11 protein-coding genes are annotated in these 18,614 nt (G+C 43.8%); 3 read left to right on the forward strand and 8 right to left on the reverse strand.

The genetic code is table 11. The features are described 5' to 3' along the window. The first annotated feature begins 43 nt into the window (after window positions 1-43). Together DWX84_RS16405 and DWX84_RS16410 are read left to right on the forward strand one after the other, a co-directional pair. Window positions 44-1,177 (forward strand): 6-bladed beta-propeller, encoded by a 1,134-nt coding sequence (locus DWX84_RS16405; protein WP_048927941.1) that lies wholly within the window; start codon window positions 44-46, stop codon window positions 1,175-1,177. A gap of 861 nt (window positions 1,178-2,038) precedes the next feature. Next, the gene (locus DWX84_RS16410; RefSeq protein WP_154396204.1) at window positions 2,039-4,345 is read left to right on the forward strand and encodes a PAS domain-containing sensor histidine kinase; all 2,307 of its coding nucleotides are present in this window, start codon (window positions 2,039-2,041) and stop codon (window positions 4,343-4,345) included. Here DWX84_RS16410 and ispF read toward each other — a convergent pair. The 7 genes from ispF to DWX84_RS22230 form a co-directional block, all read right to left on the reverse strand. After that, window positions 4,314-4,799 (reverse strand): 2-C-methyl-D-erythritol 2,4-cyclodiphosphate synthase, encoded by a 486-nt coding sequence (gene ispF, locus DWX84_RS16415; RefSeq protein ID WP_005866785.1) that lies wholly within the window; start codon window positions 4,797-4,799, stop codon window positions 4,314-4,316. The genes DWX84_RS16410 and ispF overlap by 32 nt on opposite strands. Before the next feature lie 6 nt (window positions 4,800-4,805). After that, complete coding sequence (porV, locus tag DWX84_RS16420; protein ID WP_057326022.1) at window positions 4,806-6,002, reverse strand: type IX secretion system outer membrane channel protein PorV; 1,197 nt, start codon at window positions 6,000-6,002, stop codon at window positions 4,806-4,808. Between the two features lie 91 nt (window positions 6,003-6,093). After that, complete coding sequence (gene porU, locus DWX84_RS16425; protein WP_121960961.1) at window positions 6,094-9,468, reverse strand: type IX secretion system sortase PorU; 3,375 nt, start codon at window positions 9,466-9,468, stop codon at window positions 6,094-6,096. Beyond that, window positions 9,465-10,079: a fumarylacetoacetate hydrolase family protein gene (locus tag DWX84_RS16430; protein WP_005861219.1), complete on the reverse strand. Its 615-nt coding sequence runs from the start codon at window positions 10,077-10,079 to the stop codon at window positions 9,465-9,467. The genes porU and DWX84_RS16430 overlap by 4 nt, the downstream gene beginning before the upstream one ends. A gap of 3 nt (window positions 10,080-10,082) precedes the next feature. Beyond that, window positions 10,083-10,733, reverse strand: a complete 651-nt coding sequence (locus tag DWX84_RS16435) for a redox-sensing transcriptional repressor Rex (RefSeq protein ID WP_121960962.1) — start codon at window positions 10,731-10,733, stop codon at window positions 10,083-10,085. 55 nt (window positions 10,734-10,788) lie between these two features. Further along, window positions 10,789-13,365, reverse strand: coding sequence for a M14 family metallopeptidase (locus tag DWX84_RS16440; protein ID WP_048927937.1), 2,577 nt, complete (start codon window positions 13,363-13,365; stop codon window positions 10,789-10,791). A gap of 245 nt (window positions 13,366-13,610) precedes the next feature. Continuing rightward, the gene (locus tag DWX84_RS22230) at window positions 13,611-13,712 is read right to left on the reverse strand and encodes a hypothetical protein (protein ID WP_220453334.1); all 102 of its coding nucleotides are present in this window, start codon (window positions 13,710-13,712) and stop codon (window positions 13,611-13,613) included. A 136-nt stretch (window positions 13,713-13,848) separates the two neighbouring features. On the opposite strand from DWX84_RS22230, the gene DWX84_RS16445 reads away from it, so the two are divergent. Beyond that, window positions 13,849-14,688 carry a Bro-N domain-containing protein gene (locus DWX84_RS16445; protein WP_048927936.1) on the forward strand — a complete coding sequence of 280 codons (840 nt, stop codon included), beginning with the start codon at window positions 13,849-13,851 and terminating at the stop codon, window positions 14,686-14,688. Window positions 14,689-14,868: 180 nt separating this feature from the next. Here the strand turns inward: DWX84_RS16445 and DWX84_RS16450 are convergent, their stop codons facing one another. After that, entirely contained in the window at window positions 14,869-18,441 is a 3,573-nt protein-coding gene (locus DWX84_RS16450) for a DUF6383 domain-containing protein (RefSeq protein ID WP_122377563.1), read from the reverse strand. Window positions 18,442-18,614: the final 173 nt, after the last annotated feature.

Raw genomic sequence — 18,614 nt, forward strand, 5'->3', positions numbered from 1 at the left:
TTTACATATTCTAATTTTGGTTTCACTTAAATCTAGCAATAAGATGAAGAGTAGTTTGATTTACTATTCAGCGATATCCATATTTTTCTTTCTTTCTTGTACGGGATCTAAAGAAAAGAGAAATATGGAATCAGATATCATCACCGTGAATCTGGAAAGGAGAGATAATATCTCCACAAAAGACCTATTCTCCGATATCCAAGTCATCCCACTGGAGACAACGCCGGAATCGCTGATCCGTGATATAACCCAGATCAAGTTTTTTGAGGACCGATATTATATCCATGATTATCGAAGATCCCAAATCTTCGTTTTCGACCGGGAGGGACGTTTCCAATTCGCGCTTAACGAAAAAGGAGACGGCCCGGGGCAGTACCTAAATCTATCTGATTTCGCGATCGATACAGTCCGCAGGAATCTTGTAGTACTCTGCGCCGTCAGCAACGCTCTCTTTTTCTATGACCTAGGGGGTAAATTCATCGAGAAAAAGAGACTTCCGGATATTACTGGAACCTACAATTCTTTCCAGTTCCAAAACAAGGATACGATCGCTTTCTTCACCTATGATAATGACAATCGCCTGAAGTTCTATTCCCTATCAAGAAATGAGATAATCGATGAATACTTCCCGGAAGAGAGAAAAGATATATTTTGCAGGGGTGTATTTCCATTCCCACACGCTCTCCGCAGATCTTTGACTAACACGATTTATTCACTTTCAGGAGCGACCTTGACTGAGCTTTATCGCTGGGATTTCGGAGATTTAAACAATGACATTGAGAATTTAAAGTTTCGTCCCAATATGAGCAAGCAAGAACAAATCCAATACGTAAAGGACGCCTATTCCTCCAAGAGCGTAAATTATGTAATAGATTCACAAGGGCAAAACAGGAGATACCGATATGCCATGGTTGTCCGTAAAAACAAATACATCCACTTGTTCTATAATAGGGAAAAACATGATTTGCTTCAATTCGAGCGAACCAAGGAAGGCTTGCAACTTTACCCGATCTACTTCGGAGAAGACTTCATCCTTTGTACCCCGGAAGGAGGGCTTCCACTAAATGATCTATTTCCCGAGAAGCTAAGAAATGAGGATCAGCAAAGAATCATTCAATCGCACTCGGAAGAAGAGAATCCAATCTTAGTAAAATATGTTTTCAAAAATGAAGAGTAACCAGAATACTTCTTCCTTCCACCCACAAAAAAAACTCTGCCGGATCAGCGCCTCAAACACTCGATCTGGCAGAGTAAACCTCAAATTCAATTATCTCTTAGCGAAATCAATAATCATTTTTCTTTTATACTTAAAATTCAAGTCTCCATCATCCGCATGTACAATCCAATCCCCCCCAACAAGATAATTAGAATAGATACACATTTTTTCATTTTCTTGTGTTTTTAGATTGATATAATAAGATTATGCTCACAATTCAGCGGAAATAGACTTAGAAAAAGTACGGTTGCAAGTTCGTGAAAAAAATATTAATACAGCAAAATAAATCAATCATATTCAAGAATAATTTCCATTTTCAAAACTCATCATAAAGATTTATCGAATGAACCTTTAATATCTAACACACTAGAACACCATATGCCGCTATCCAGAGATATGGAATATCTTTTGTTATTGTACACATTATATGTTTCCTTAGAATAGATACCCTAATAATCATGATTACTATCTATAGTAAACCCGATCTACTATACATAGTAATTCAAAATACTATGGATAGAAATTCGAAGAGACCAAGTCTCGTTTACATAAATAGTTAAATATCAATATTATGCAATTATAACAGGTAAAAAACAGACTTATTGTATATTTTTTCGAAATAAAATTCAGTACGATTGTCCAGCGCAAAAATATTATACGCCACCAAACATCATATGTCTCAACGAGGAGTCGCACACGTATCCGTATCAAAACCATTATTTTATGAAGATGACAGACAAAGCCTTTGCTTTATAAAAGCGGATTCACTACATTTGCTACAAAATTTTCTATTGATGCTTATATCGCTTAGAATCATCGACCATGAAAAATACAATTCCTCTCATATTACTTTTATTTTGTATCCATTTGGGCGTGGGCGCACGACCCTCAGAAGGCAAGTCGATCGTCGTACTGCACTCCATCAACTTCGAGGAAAGCTGGACGAAACAGACCTATCTTGATATAGAAAATAAATTCGGGAAGGAAGGGTTTACCGTAAAGGCGATTCCCTTACAGATCCCCGGAATCCGCACGATGGAAGGTTTTCAAGAGAAGAGAAAAATGATCCTAGAGAGAGTACCTGTGCCACCCACCTTAGTCGTATGCATAGGAGATCCCTCTTGGCTTATCACCCGCCCGTTGTTTGACAAGGAATGGAAAGATGTTCCCTCTATCATCTGCTATGCCAGAGATAATATGTACCCGAAAGAAGAATATCTGATAGATCTGGATACCAACGCGCTCGAGACCTTAACCCCCATCACGGACGTAGTAAAAGGCTATAACGCCACTTTTATAAAATACTCAGTCTATATCAAGCAGACGATCGAGCTAATCAAAAAGCTACAACCGGGATTAACCAAGCTGGCCTTTATTTTCGACCATCGTTATATAAGTCAGCAAACGAAAGCGGATGTGGAGGCCGTGCTACAGAAAGATTTCCCGGGCATCCAATTCGAGCCGCTGTCTACGACTTCCATTTCCACCGAGAACTTATTGGACAGGTTGGCCTCTTTCGACAATAAGACCGGCGTCCTTTATTACTCATGGTACAGGACCCAGAAGGACAACGAGAATCGTTATCTAGTCGATAACGTCCAGAAAATGATTAACAGCTTCTCAGTTCCCCCCGTCTTTACCTTGCAAGACGTACAAACAAAAAACGGGAATTTCTCCGGGGGATATTATGTTTCTCCGGAGGATTACGCGCAGGTGACGGCCAACACGATCGAAATGATCCTCTCGGGAAAAGATAGCAAAGAAATCTCTACCCTGACTTCGGGAACCCCGAAGACTTACCTGAATTACCAACACCTATTGCTTCACCAAATCGATCCCGGCTTATATCCCCCAAACGCCACTTATTTCCAAGAGCCTCCCGGTTTCTTTCAGAAATACAAGGTCCATATCATAAGCCTACTCGTCATTCTGGTGTTATTGATAACGATAGGGATATTACGGGTACACCTCTTTATCCAAAAGCAAAAGGGCAAAGACAAGGAACTACGAATCGCACGCCAAGCGCAGGACTTAAACCAGAAATATCAACTCGTCTTGAAAGCCAGCAACATGATGACATGGACGTGGGACGTAAGAGCCGAGATCATAGAGTGCAATAATGTCTACCTCACCCAAAGATCCGCCCGTGACAAAGGCGTAAACGGGATATTCAAGATGTCGCCCGATGAGTTCTATAGCGGCGTGTACCCGGATGACCTAGACCGGCTCCGTGATAAGATGGAAGCACTTGCCTCCGGCGAGGGCCAACCGGTAGATGAGGAAATCCGCTACCTAGACGATACGGGGGAAAACTATATATGGATAGAAATTTACGCCATCACCGGCAAGACCGATCCCGTCGGTAAACCTATCTACCTGATCGGGGGAACTGCCCTGATCCACCAACGCAAGCTGATGGAGCAGGAATTGAGGGACAAAGCGAAGGTAGAGGAATCCAACCGGTTGAAATCCGCCTTCCTAGCGAACATGAGCCACGAGATACGTACCCCGCTGAACGCTATCGTAGGGTTCTCGAACCTGCTCGCCCAAACAAACCCCTCCGAGGAGACAAAAGAATTTTGCGAGATCATCGAGACGAACAACGAACTTCTCCTTCAACTCGTGAACGATATTCTGGATCTATCAAAGATCGAGGCCGGGCAAATGGATTTCATCTATTCCGAGTTCAACGTATCCACGCTATTCCGGAGCTTATACCAGACCTTCCAAAGCCGGGTGAAAGGCGGAGTCACTCTCTATTGCGAGATACCCGAACAGGATTGTGTTATCTATTCCGAGAAGAATCGCTTGACCCAAGTGATCACCAACTTCCTCACGAACGCCTGTAAGTTCACGTTCCAAGGGTCTATCCGCATGGGATACAAGGAGAGGGAAGATGGATTATACTTTTACGTAAAAGATACAGGAAAAGGTATTGAGCGGAAGAACCTCCCGCACGTATTCGAGCGTTTCGCCAAATTCGATTCCTTTATCCAAGGAACCGGACTCGGGCTATCCATTTGCCAAACGATCCTAGAGAATCTTCACGGGAAGATCGGCGTAGAGTCGGAAGAAGGAAAAGGGAGTACTTTCTGGTTTACGATCCCATGCGCTGTATCAAGACCGTAGCGTAAGCCGAGATCCCTTCCTGCCGTCCGGTGAAGCCCAGCTTCTCCGTGGTGGTGGCCTTGATAGAAATATCCTCCTCGTCCACGTTCATGACCTCGGCCAGCGTTTTCTTCATCAGAGGGATATGGGGATTCAATTTAGGGCGTTCGGCGGCTACGGTGGCATCGATATTACCCAACTCATAGCCCGCGTCTCTCAAAAGCTTCATGGTGTCACGAAGCAATATCTTGCTATCAATGTTCTTATATTCACCTGCCGTATCCGGGAAATGATAACCGATATCCCGCATATTGGCCGCTCCCAGTAAAGCGTCACAGACCGCATGGATCAGCACGTCCGCATCGCTATGTCCCAATAGGCCCAACGTATGCTCGATCTTAATCCCGCCCAGCCATAATTCCCGGTCCGGCACCAAGGCGTGGACGTCATAACCAAAACCTACACGTATCTTCATACCCATTTATCTGAAAAGGTTCTTGATTCCATCCATATCGAACGACAAGGAGAAGCGCAATGTCTGGTCCAACGGGTTACTCTGTACCGTACTGATCAGATAAGCGGCATCCAACTGGAAAACACTCATGCGGAAACCTGCGCCGACTGAGAAGTACTGACGGTTTCCCTGATATTTATTCTCATAGTAATAACCGCCACGAACAAAGAACTGCTGATTGTAATTATACTCCAGACCGATAGAGGCCATAATCTCCTCCAGCTCGCCCTTGAAGCCATTCGGCGAGTCACCGAATGATTTGAAGATACCGGTGATGGGCGACATGTTGTTGTAATCCTCTTTCCTCTTATTGAAATCGGCCTCATCCTCCCCGCTATCCTGCCGAGGCTCGACAGGAACCAAGTACTTACTCAAATCCACGTAGATACCGATCTGGTTATAATCATCGATCGGGTAGAGCAAGCCGGTACCTACCTTCAGCGTCGTAGGCAAGAACTGGTTCGTATTTCCACCATCGTAAGAGACCTTCGTACCGATATTGGAGACATTAAAACCAAAGCTCCACAGGCACTCGCTATTCCCTAAGATCACGTATTTCTCCAGATAACCGGCGATATCGGCGGCAAAAGCGTTATCCGGAACCATATCCGCATCCGACGAGGCACCCATGTCCGAACGAATATAGCGCAAGGCGACCGCCATAGAGAACACATCCGATAATTTACGGCTATAACTTACATCAAAAGCCATCTCATAAGGATTCAATATGAGCTGATTACCCATTCCTCCATCCCGGCTTTCCTGTACTTCTCCTAAAGAGAAATAACGCAAAGAAGCTCCGATCGCCTGCATATCGCTATCGCCTAATTTATAATAACCGGCCAGATACGCTAAAGCCACATCATTCACCAATTTACGTAACCAAGGCGTATAGGACAAGGCGACTCCGGCCTTACTATAGCTAAAAGCATACTTAGCCGGGTTCCAGTATTGGGAATTCACATCCGGCGTAGTAGCCACACCGTTATCACCCATAGCACCTCCGCGAGCGTCGGGCGCGATAGACAAAGACGGTATCGCCGTATTAATCGGGGCGAATTTATGTTTAACATCGTCTGCGCCTCCTTGGGCATATAAAGCCGTAAATGCCGTCAAAAAGCTGAAAACCGCTAGTAACAGACTGAATCTTGAAACTCTTACCATATATTCTATTCTAAAAATACATTTACATTTATCATTCCTAGAGGGTAATAAACATACCCCCATGCTTATTATAAACTAATTACCCGATACTTTATTGTGCGAGAATGATTAATTTATTCGCTTTCGTCGCCTCTTTCGAGTTATTCGTACTAATCGCCGCCCGATACAGATAAACTCCCGGGCGCAACCGCCTGCCACCGTTATCCGTCAAGTTCCAAGTTACGATATAAGCCTTAAACAACTCGGAGGAACCGCTCTTCTCGGTACTCCATAGGAACTTACCGGTCATATCATAAACCATAACCGTCACCTTTAAGTTCGACTCCGGACGATTGTGATGCAGAAAGAATTCCACTTGATCCCGTGCCGGATTCGGGGTGGCATACAGCTCGATCAGATTAGGTTTCAACCCTTCCGCCACCTCAAAAGTAAAGGTATAGGTCGTGGAGTTATTTAAGATATCCCACACCTTAAACTCGGCCGTATGCATTCCCGGCTCCAGCTCGGGGATGGAGAACTGGACAAGTCCTTCGTTCTCACTATCTGGTAGCAACGCATAATAACTATTTAAGTTATAGCTCATAGAGGGCATACTATCAATCGTCAACATCATATCATGCCCTACGCTACTGCCGGTTATATTCACGCCGCTCTTATCCCACAGTTTCGCTACAAAATAAGGAGTCGTGTTTACCTTATCGCCCGAAACAAAACTGGAATCATTCAAATAGATCTGCCGGATTTCGGGACCGATCGTATCAGTCTCCGCCGTATCCGAAGTCCCCCCCACGATAAAATCGAAGAAAGAACCCTGCGCCTCTTTTGTCTCGGAAGATGCATATAGGTTTAATTTACCTTTCTTATTGGAATAAGAGATATCCTTCGGGACCATAAAAGTAAAGCTGAACTTTCCATTTCGAACCGAGTCTCTACCTATATAAATCGTATTCGGATAATCGAGATAAGTGAATTTCTCAGAGCTATTCCCTAAAGTCGTAATGGAACTTTGGCTATCAAATATGGTCGAGCTTAATACGCCCGTGAAATCCGCGGCAAAAGAATCTGACGGATTCAAGATTTCACCCTCTACCGTAATCCGGGATAACGCCTTAAACTCAAAAGGCTCATCAGAAACAGCTTCTCCATTCACAGCCGTCACCCGAGCCTTATACTCTGGATACGCAAACTTTAACGCCGGGTCTCCGATTAAGATAAAGTTCAATTTATTTGAGTCATTGAGTTGACGTTTCGTATACATCATCGCCTCTCCAAGCGTATAACGGCTATTCGCGTCTTCTTGGAACAGGTTATCGATGAGCGCCTTATTTAAGTTCGCATTATTACCGGAGAACACGACACGGGTCGTCGTAAACAAAGCGATACCCCCACTGGTAGGATTCAAGAAAACAGATTCACCCGCAGAAGTTGTCACATCGTCAAAACGGGTAAAGTCGCAAGTAGCCGTCACCCACACCGGCAGATGCTTATAACTGGAATTATTGATATCGGTTTGTGTCCATACGCTTTCGTCCGCCCAATGGGTCGTACTGCCATGCCCCGTATAATTAATCAACAACTGACCACTTTTTAATAGTTTCTCAATCTCATTATGCACATCCGGATAAGTCCCGAGGCTGCTACGCTTATAAGCATCGAAATACACTTTATTAACTAGAAAACCGGGTTGCATCTCTTCAATGGCCTCAGCAAGCTGATCTGCCTGCTTCATATGATTCGTTGTGAAGCTATCCTCATTATTTCCATCATCCGCCACGAATGTCACGTTATTCTTCCAACTACCCGAATCCTTGTTCTCCATATAAGAAATCGTTTTATCCACCATCTGAGTCGCCTCCGTTACTGTACGGATTGGAAAGCGCCCGACACCCAGACACATCTTATCTCGGCTAAAATTACTGCCGGAATTATCCTCTAAAAACGCAAAATAATCATCTGTCGCATAAGAGTAGACATTCAATGACTCTTGAGACTGGAAAGTCAGGAGCATATTACTCCGCGAAACACCTTGAACCTCACCGCTTATCCCCCGATTATCATAGATCCCGTCTCCGAAAAGCAATAAATATTTTGGAGGATTACCCAAAGAAGAACTACGATCGTAAAACATCTTCATCAAACGACGATATGCCGTCGCATCTGGAGTTCCACTAGAGAACTCATTATAAATCGCCTCTGGAGTTACGACTTCAACAGTCAAGCCATCTTTCTCACGGTGCGCAACCGCCAAACGCTCCGCCTGCTGAACCAAAGACGGGGCCGATATAATAATCATATCCCTCTGTTCCAAACCATGCAGATTCGAGGAAGCGACTTCTCCCACGACTTCCGGAGAAGGAAATGTTTGATTGGTTTGAACCAACACAAACTCCCTCAATCTACCCGCTGGTATTGTAAATGAAAGTTCAGAACCATTCAGATCGGCTTCCACTCTCTTCACATTCAACGCATCGGTCACATCAAACACCAAGGTATTCGAATTCGCCTCGCTAATAACAAAGCGAGACGCATTTCCTACAGAAGTCAAGCTTCTGAAAAAAGTACAAGCCCCATAAGGGCGCAACGTACGGACAAATTGCATACGGATATAGTCCAAACGTACATTCGTATGTCCACTTGAACTATAGGAAACCACTACGTTATTTTTCTCACTTTTTGATCCCTTCCATAACGCGGTGGTTGTCCCGGGAATCGCCTTTGTATACGATCTGACATTCGAGCTTACTGTTTGGATAGAAGGTATGGTTATATCCAACAATTCGGAGTCATTGATACTTAAAGAAGCCGTACCGGAGCCAGAGTTAATTCTTGAGATAAAACGCATGGTCACCTTACCGTCCGCATCCGTAATCCCGGGAATAGAAGAAAAGGTAGAAATTGTACGAGGGCGTGCCCCACTAAAGTCCTCTCCAAAAAACTCCCGGCCGGATTGGTTTACGGAGACTAACTCTTGCTCATGCAATAGATAATCATCATAAGTCGTAATCCGAGTGGAAGCGCCACTCGCTTGAGCCACGGAAGTCATATCATTCGTCGGAGTGGCATCGGTCACAAAATAATAGCCATACAATGAATAAGGATTATTCGTATGCACGAATGTCTGGCTCGACGAGTCATACTCCCATTTAACCGGCCCTTTCCCGTAGAATAACAGGTAATCACTCCCACGCCAAACCGGTGTAGAAGGGACATCATCGATATATTCCTTACTGAAATCCTCATCCAAGGGCCATCCTCCATAGCCATGGACAGAGACTTTCGATGGGTCCGAGAAACCCATATTCTTCAAATCCGCATAGGATAATTTGTAGATTCCGGTCTTATCCACCCGGATCTTCACCCATTTCCCCTCCGATAACAGGGATTTAGAAGCATAACGGCTACCATCCGCCCATGTATATGAGCAAAGTAATAAACCTATAATGAATATATATATTAATCTTCTCATCTCACATAAAAATCCAGAAGCTTCCGCTCGCCAAGATATCCCTCCAGATGATCGTCGATCTTCACGGGACCTACGCCAGCAGGTGTTCCGGTATAAATCAAATCGCCTATTTTCAGCGTAAAGAAGCGACTTACGTACGCGATAATCTTATCTACCGAAAACAGCATATTCGAGGTATTGCCTTCCTGTACCTTCGAGCCATTGATATCCAGATGGAACGGAAGCCGGTTTACATCCCCCGCTTGCTCCAGCGGAATAAAGGTCCCGATCACAGCCGAATTATCAAACGCCTTACTAATCTCCCACGGTAGCCCTTGCGCACGCAATTTATTCTGCAAATCCCGTGCCGTGAAATCAATACCGACCGTAACCTCATTGTAATAACGATGAGCGAAACGCTCGGCTATATTTTTCCCCAAACGGTCTATCCGTACCACGATCTCCGTCTCATAATGAACTTCCGATGAAAAATCCGGAATAAAAAACGGTTTCCCATCTTTCAACAAAGAGGAGTCCGACTTCATAAAAATAGTAGGCTCTGATAATTCTAACGAATGATGCAGCTCTTTATTGTGAGCGGCATAGTTCATTCCAACGGCGATAATCTTCATATTTTAGTGATTCATTGAGTTCAATCGATTAAACATAACAGCTAAATGCGCATACATAGAAGTATTCTGGACTACGATATGTTCCGGCACCCGTATACGGAAGGGGGTAAAATTCCAAAGAGCCTTGATTCCTCCCTCGATAATCCGGTCTGTCACCTCCTGCGCTTTCTCCACCGGCACGGTGATCACCCCGATCGTCGCGCCATATTCTTTCTGCTTGACAGGAAAATCATCCATATGAAAAACGGGAATGCCATTGATCACGCTCCCGTCCAAATCCTCACGGACATCAAAGCCCGCCACGATCTCCAATCCATATTGACTCAGTCCGGTGTCATGCAACAAAGAAGCGCCCAGACTCCCTACCCCAAACAGAAATGCCTTATGCTGGGATGTAAAACCGAGGAAATCCTCCAGTACGTCAACCAACGCATTAATATCGTATCCCACTCTCGTCTTCCCGGAGATATTCACAAAAGAGAGGTCTTTAGCGACCTGACTAGGATCTACATTAATCTCCTTAGCGATCTGGGTAGATGAGATAAACGCTTCCCCTTTCCCTTTCATCAACTTTACGAACGCAAGATACCACGGCAACCTCCTTAACGTAGGTTCCGGCACTTTCCATGCCTGTTTTATATCATCGCTGGCCATTGTCTAATTCTCCTATTCATGTATAACATTCGTGCAAGCTTGCAAAAGTACAAAATTAAAGACATTCACCAAAAAAGACCGCGTTCATGAATAATTTACTCGTCCCAAAATAATAAGAGCGGAAATTCAGATCATCAGCAAAGACAAATACCGCCCCACTCTTATATTTCTTAGCGAACACAGCAGGCGTATTCCGCAATAAACTCTCATTTTTCTCCGAAAGAAATCCGGACAACAACGGTTTTTCCGTATAATGCAGAGGAGAGACGTAAGGATCGCTATCTTTCTCAAAAATCAAGTTTCCTTTTTTTAGAACCGCTATCTCCGGTTGTTCTAATCCCCAAGCCAACGGATGGGAGCTATCCAGAGAGCAACTCAAGATAACACCGCTGATGCTATTTCCTGCCGCCGCCTCTTTCTTCTCCGAGTAAGCCCGATAACGGGTAGAATCCTCTTTAAATGAAGCGTCTTTCACCGAGATCGGAAGAATCCCGGATTTATCAACCCAAGAGTAGGCCTTTCCCGAGGCGATCAACGTACCGCCATTCGCTACCCAATCCTTCAATGCCTTTTCCGACTCTTTCGTGAGATCCGGAATTCCATTCGCCAGAATAATCACATTATAACGGCTCAACTTCCGGGAGGTCAGCGTTGCGGTAGCCTCAATCAATGTCGGTCTCATCTGGAAACGTCGATCTAATAAAAACCACGCCTCACCGGAATCCGGAACTCCCATCGTACGTCCCACAAGAATGGCAACCTTCGGTAATTTCAACGCCGTATAAGCCGGGCTACCCAAATCCACGTCTTGCATCAATCCGGTTGTAGCCGCATAGATATCCACACCCGATTCTTTCGCCAGTTTAGACAATAGCTCATAAAGCTCATCGGAAGATACCGGTTGATTCCACGCAGATACCAAGATTGTACCGTACCCCATCTCTTTCTCTATATCTCCCGAACGGAAATGGAACGGGCGATTACTTGCTTGTACATGAATACCTTTCCGCAATAACTCATACATCACTTTCGGGGTATAGAACTCTACATTCGTAAAAAGGTATCCATAATCACTTTTACCGCCAATCATTTGACCGGGTACAAACCGATACTCCACAACCTGCTTACCGATGAAGCCATTCGTATTCTTCACTTGCGCGAATTCCAAATTAAACGCATAAGGGAAGGACCAAGTAGAGATATCATAGAAAGTACTATCCTCATAGCTTAGGCAATCTTCCATAATCGCACGGATCATCGTGTTATTTTTCTGATCCACAGGGATGATAAAGGCCTCATCCGCCTTAAACGTCTTCCCATCCACCGAGAAGTCTTTCGCCAAATGATATACGTTAATCCGGTGATGCCCCATATTCTCGATAAAATGATAGCCCACAGAGCGAGAGCCACGGGTATCGAAGACATATCCTTTTACCGGCTGCTTAGCGATATCCGCCTTGACATTCTTATAATAATCCCGTTGGTAAGCCAGTAATTTATCTTTTAGCCGATAGCCGGCAAGGATCGTACCATACGAACCGAATGCTTGGTTACGAATCGTCCACGCAAACGAGCGCACCCCATTACGAGTCTCCCGCAAATGCCCCCGGGACGTACCCTGCTCATAAAGCAAGCAAACCGATCCGTGAATATCACCATAGGCGGCTCCTTTGCCGTAGTAATAATCATCGTATCCCTCCTTTGAGTAATACAACGTACCGATCTTATCCAACTCCTTTGCGCAATAAGCCGATACTTCCGCCGTAAGCTCTTGATTTTGCCGAGGAGTCAACTGATGCGTACGCTTCGGATGCCCCGGACTGAAATAGTAAGGTCGATCAGCGCCTTGCTCATGTTGGTCGGCCAATACATTCGGCATCCATTTAAAATAGGTATTCACTCCTGTAATCCCTTCCGGGTGTTGCGCCATCAGCCAATCCCGGTTGCAATCCGCCCAATAATGATTCGTACGGCTAGAAGGCCATGGCTCTTGGAATTCCCGGGAATTAAGGTCACTTACGTCCGTTTGGCTACGGGTCGTATTCACCCAATTAGCGAACCGGTTTATGCCATCAGGATTAGCTCCCGGATATAGAACGATCACCGTATTTCTCAACAGGTCATCGATCTCATTACTTTGCGCCGCCGCCAAGAAGTAAGCGACAGCCAATGAAGCGTTCACGCCGGAAGGCTCATTTCCGTGGATACTATATACCAAGTTGACAACAACCGGCATTTTCCGTATATCCAGATCCGTGGAACGATCTACATCGGTCAAGGCCAAATGTTCCTCTCTAATCTTTTCTATATTTCGTTGGTTTTCCGGAGAGGTAATTACCGCCTCTATAAAAGGACGATGTTGATAAGTACGCCCTACTTCCCGCAAGGTCACCCGATCCGAGGCTTCAGCCAAAGCCTTCATATATTCAACGACTTGTCCCCAATCTGCATGTTGACGTCCCAATTGAAAACCTAAAACCGTTGCAGGTTCAGGGATATTCGAATCGTACTGATAATTGCCTTCCGGCAAGAAATAGGATAAATCATACGTTGTCTCCACCGCATTGGGTTGGGCGAAAAGGTCTACCGACACACAGATAAACAGCAAAGAGATAATGCAGCTAGCTTTCATCTTGACAAAGGATTTTTCATATAAACGATCATGTTCTTGCCAAAATTACGAATAATTGACAACATAAAAAAGCTCCGGCGGAAAATCCGACCGGAGCTTGTCTTTTCTTCCGGGTTCCATCCTCACGGAAGTACTGACGGAGAGCTTTAATTATTACCTTAGTCTGTTCTGCCTCACGGCTTACTTGGAGACGAATCTATGCACGGGAATTTTAGAATTATAATATCATAATCTATTTACACGGATTATTTAACAACTGTCTTAATCACATTCTCACCTTCTACAACTACGCTACCTGCAGATACTGCGATTCTACCGTTATCGGAAGTAAAAACTGTCTCTACGATCCTTTTTCCCGTATAAACCTAGGAGGCATTCGAATCTTTTGTATTTTTACGCAAAAGTTTCGAGGTATCCAAAACCATAGCAAAGATTTAGATATCACCCACTTTTAACTAAAGTGTTCACACAAAAACTTCAATTATGACAAAGAAAGAAGCTATCAAGATTTTCGAAGAAAAAAAAGTACGTACAGTCTGGAACGATGAAACAGAGGAATGGTTTTTCTCTATAGTAGACGTTGTAAGTATCCTCACCGAAAGTGTGGATGGAAGGAAATATTGGAATAAACTCAAACAAAGGCTAAAAGCTGAAGGTAGTGAGTTGGTGACAAATTGTCACCAACTGAAATTACCTTCTACCGACGGGAAATACTACAAAACCGACGTAGCTACGACAGAACAGCTGTTCCGGCTTATCCAATCCATCCCGTCCCCTAAAGCAGAACCTTTCAAGCTATGGATGGCCCAAGTGGCAAAAGAGCGATTGGATGAAATGCAAGACCCCGAGTTAACGATAGATCGAGCCATGAGGGAATATAAAGCGTTGGGCTACTCGGATAACTGGATTAATCAACGCCTTAAAAGCATCGAGATACGCAAGGACCTAACCGACGAATGGAAACGGCACGGACTACAAGAGGGTATTCAGTTCGCTACCCTTACAGATATCATCTATCAAACGTGGGCCGGTAAAACTTCCAAAGAATATAAACAATTCAAAGGTCTGAAAAAAGAGAGCCTACGAGACAATATGACCAATACGGAACTTGCTCTTAATATGCTTGCCGAAGCAGCTACCACTGAATTGTCCAAAGAAAAGAATCCGCAACATCTCGAAGAACACGAAGTTATCGCCAAACAAGGAGGAAAAGCAGCAGAGGCCGCCCGCAAACAACTTGAAAGCGATTTAGGCCACTCGGTAATCTCTCCCCTCAACGCTAGAACCGGATTGAGACTTAAAGATAAAAACGACAAAGAATAGGCAAAAAGCCCCGATCGAGAAACCGACCGGGGCTTATTCTTTTTCCGCTTTCTTGCCTCACGGAAATACTGACGGAGAGCTTTAATTTTTTACTTTAGTATTAATATCCCCGCATGTTCAACCTCTCGGTTTACTTGAAGACGAATCTCCGCACGGGAATTTTAGAATTATATATCTTTATTATTTAACTACCACCTTAACAGCTTCCTCACCATCAACAGCTACGGCTACGATACCAGCAGGTACGGCGATTGTAGCGTTATCAGATGTAAGAATAGTCTCAGCAACTACCTTACCTAAGATATTGGTGATTACTACAGACTTACCAGCTGCGCCTTGGATAGTCACGGCACCGTTAGTAGCTACTACAGATACGCCTTCTACGGATACCTCATCATTAGAAGTTACCATATCATCCTTTTCTGTCGGGCGAACAGCATTGAAGATCAAAGCACCGTCAGAACCAGTCTTAGCCGCATCAAATTTAGAATCACCACGAGTCAATACCAAGCAACCATTCTGCATCTTCAACCATGCGGCATATTCAGGAGCGATTGAGCTAGACTGAGCCTCTTGGAAGCCCTTTGTTGCTTTTCCGTCAGTAGAAACACCTGCTACTGTTGCATTTGTAGACTTATAGCCTGTTTTCTCATAGATGTTAGATTCGAACAAGAACTCATTGTTCACACCTTCACCTTCGCCTCCTTCAATATAAGCCTTGGCAGCCTCTAACGGATTTACATAACGGAATGACCAAGTTACGTTCTTGTGATTATCACCAGTTAAGTCAACAATGAAGCGCTCGCACTTCGTTGCCTTATAGTTAGCGAAGATCTCAGCGGTATCAATCTTAGCCGGTTCAACTTTCTCGAAACCATTCGTTAATACGACTAAAGAATCGCCAACCTTAATAGCTCTCACGAATCCTACGCGAGTGTAACCACCCTTGATATCCATGTATGGAGCTTCCATGTCATTAATCATAGCGGAGTCACCGAAACTTACCAAATACTTACCATACGTGAAGCCTAAGGTCTTGTGAGTAGCATGAACACATTCGTATGGATCCGTTGTCGGAGTTCCGTCCGGCTTGATGTGAGGACCAGCCTCAGTACAAGGATGAGTCACGATGTTCAAATCTTGATCTTGACGATCAACAGAGATCAAGTATTGTGGTTTGATATAACCTTTACCACGATTTACCCAAGCCGTATCAATATTGAACACCAACTTACCTTTTGCTTTATCCCGGTTCCAGATACCTGCGTAATCAACGGTTTCTGAAGTCAAGTTAGGATTCCACTCATCCATCAAGTATTCTTGACGGATCTTCTCAACGAAAATCAAGCTATCAGCAGCATCGTCGGCCTTCTCACCTATGACGGCATTGTTGAAACGGCGATACAACGGGGTCTTATCTGCTTCTACCGTGAAGGCAGATGTACGAGTCTCGTTCAAGATCTGAACTTTCAATACGGCGCTCTTACCGTCATCAGCAGTACCAACCTTATGAGTTGCCTTGTCAAACTCAGCACTTACGCTTTGGATGATAGCACCAGCCCACTTATAATTAGAAACTGAAACGTCTTGGCCTTGCGCATCTACATATTTCACAACTTCGCCTTTGTCATTCTTTACCTCGTAGGCATAGATAACTTTTCCATCAGAAGCTACCCATTTCGGAGCAGACTCTACAATCGCATAGAAATGTTTAGCATTATAATGATTATTTTCCTTGAAGAAGAATGTATCAACAACATAAGGAGTTACCTTATAATTATTAACACCCATAGAGTACTTCTCACCGTAAGCCTCAACCAAAGACTTCGCACCGTCTACAGTCTTGACTACATAGTTCGTTCTCTCCAAACGTGCGATGCCTAAACGAGCCAATGCTTTACCTTCCGGAGTATCCTTATCTTTACCGTAACCATAACCGTATCCGGCAGTAGAACCTTCTTCCAACATGTAGCGGCTTGCCGTTTCTTTCACATAGTTTACAGAATCCTTATCTGCTCCGTTGGCCATCCAATAGCTATCCGTAAACGGATTCAAATAGTTAAATACATACTTATTAACCAATAAAGAATCTGTCGGGATATAACGATAGCCTAATTTCTTATCACCTAAGATATTCTTATCCGTGATACGAGTGAAAGTAGCTTTATTCAAGACTTTATCAATAGTAGTACCCACTGCCGTACCTATGATATCACCATCCTCATTTAAGGTTAATTGAACAGAATTCGCATACAATTCGGGGAACTCACGGTTAACGAACTTTACAGGAGAAGTAGCCTTTGCCTTATCTGCCGTATAAACCTTTGTTACAACCCATTGATAAGCTGGCATGTGCATCGGATCTTGCTCATCCAAAGTAATCCATTGAGCCTTGTTCGCAGCATTGTTATCATTTAAGTGGATAGGAGCGGCCAAAACTTGTCCCTTATCATTCTTGATAATATACAAACCCTCGTCCAAGGATGTCTTGTTATTAGATGCGACACAACCATTAATACCGAAACTAATCTGTGTATTGATAGCCTTGGTACCGATCGTGACAATACGATCGGCTACCGTATAGTTTTGTAACTTAACGAATAATTGATCCGCATCGGAGTTTGCGTCTGCCGCCTGTTTGCCATCGCAATAAATATCATGGTAGTTTGAACCATATTTCACTTTGGTGGCATCTTTCCAATACCCTCTTTCAGCGGTAGGTTTCTGCGTATCCCTAACACGAGCTTCTTTTACTTGAATAAACAAGCTATCAGCAGAAGGACGATAAGTGAATAGGAACTTATGTTGCTGTGAAATATCATCCGCATCACCCGTTACCGTAAGCGCATCTGCATATTTCTCAACATTCGTATCAGACCATCCGAATTTCAAGAACTCGATACCCACACCGTTAGCGGCTGTATCGACCTTCAAGTAAGTCTTCTTATCTTTCTCGTCTTTCTTAACGACATAAACGAAATTCTTTCCATCAGCGGTTACACCATCGGCCACCTTTGCTTCAATTTGAGAAGCAGAGAATGGGTTGACATCCGCATTAGCATCCAAATGGAAATTCAATACGTCTTTGTTGTTTTTCAAATAAGCGTTGATCTCATTAGCGCTCAATACATAAGTACCGGCGTTCCAAACAGTAAATTTCAATGCATCTTGAGCGTCACCTGTTTTGTCCTCGGCATCAGAAGCCATTACTTTTTTAGCTTTAACCTCATCGCCTTCACCAAACAAAATATAAGCATAATCGGAATCGATGTAAGTAAACAACTCCTTTTCGGGTCTTAAACCACCCTTAGTTGGATCTTTCTCGTAACTACTCTTTGTCCAAGTTGAAGAAAAAGCCCAACCACCGAAAGAAGAACCTACATTGCTTGTCTCTGTATCAAATGCCAAAATAGCGCCAGTCTTCTTATTGATGAAATCGAAGATAGGGTTCTTTCCTTGGCTCTCTGTCTCAGTGATAGAGATACACCATAAAGAAGATTCAACATCCGTAAGATCAGAAGGAGCAACCAATTTGTACTTATCATTTTCCACGATAAGGACTTTGTCGTTTGCTTTCAATTGGAACATTCCTTTAGGAGTGGCAGACTCAAAATAGGGTACCGCCGCCGCCCCCACTCCTGAAATAGAAGTAAGAGCATCAATATGCTGAGCCTGTGCAGGAGTTTGAGCATTCAATGTGAATGCGGAAACCAGCAGACCAGCACACAAAAGTGTAGAAAACTTTTTGTTCATAATACTGAAATTAATATTAATACTAGTGTTTATTAAGATAATCAAATACTTAGTCCTATTAAACCGACCCCTAAACCATACAAAACGACTAGTCTAAACGATCGATTAAATCTTGCGTTTTTTTGATGCCTAAACGCACAGTTCGTTGAAGGAATCGCTTGTTTCGTAAAGGA

Origin of the sequence: Parabacteroides sp. AF21-43 (assembly GCF_003635435.1) — a bacterium.
In the GTDB taxonomy this organism is placed as follows: Bacteria; Bacteroidota; Bacteroidia; order Bacteroidales; family Tannerellaceae; genus Parabacteroides; species Parabacteroides distasonis.

What these genes read in the sequence shown, in the direction of transcription:
- DWX84_RS16405 (WP_048927941.1), top strand. Translation starts at nt 44, where the DNA reads ATGAAGAGTAGTTTGATTTACTATTCAGCGATATCCATATTTTTCTTT.
- DWX84_RS16410 (WP_154396204.1), top strand. Translation starts at nt 2,039, where the DNA reads ATGAAAAATACAATTCCTCTCATATTACTTTTATTTTGTATCCATTTG.
- ispF (WP_005866785.1), bottom strand. Translation starts at nt 4,799, where the DNA reads ATGAAGATACGTGTAGGTTTTGGTTATGACGTCCACGCCTTGGTGCCG.
- porV (WP_057326022.1), bottom strand. Translation starts at nt 6,002, where the DNA reads ATGGTAAGAGTTTCAAGATTCAGTCTGTTACTAGCGGTTTTCAGCTTT.
- porU (WP_121960961.1), bottom strand. Translation starts at nt 9,468, where the DNA reads ATGAGAAGATTAATATATATATTCATTATAGGTTTATTACTTTGCTCA.
- DWX84_RS16430 (WP_005861219.1), bottom strand. Translation starts at nt 10,079, where the DNA reads ATGAAGATTATCGCCGTTGGAATGAACTATGCCGCTCACAATAAAGAG.
- DWX84_RS16435 (WP_121960962.1), bottom strand. Translation starts at nt 10,733, where the DNA reads ATGGCCAGCGATGATATAAAACAGGCATGGAAAGTGCCGGAACCTACG.
- DWX84_RS16440 (WP_048927937.1), bottom strand. Translation starts at nt 13,365, where the DNA reads ATGAAAGCTAGCTGCATTATCTCTTTGCTGTTTATCTGTGTGTCGGTA.
- DWX84_RS16445 (WP_048927936.1), top strand. Translation starts at nt 13,849, where the DNA reads ATGACAAAGAAAGAAGCTATCAAGATTTTCGAAGAAAAAAAAGTACGT.
- DWX84_RS16450 (WP_122377563.1), bottom strand. Translation starts at nt 18,441, where the DNA reads ATGAACAAAAAGTTTTCTACACTTTTGTGTGCTGGTCTGCTGGTTTCC.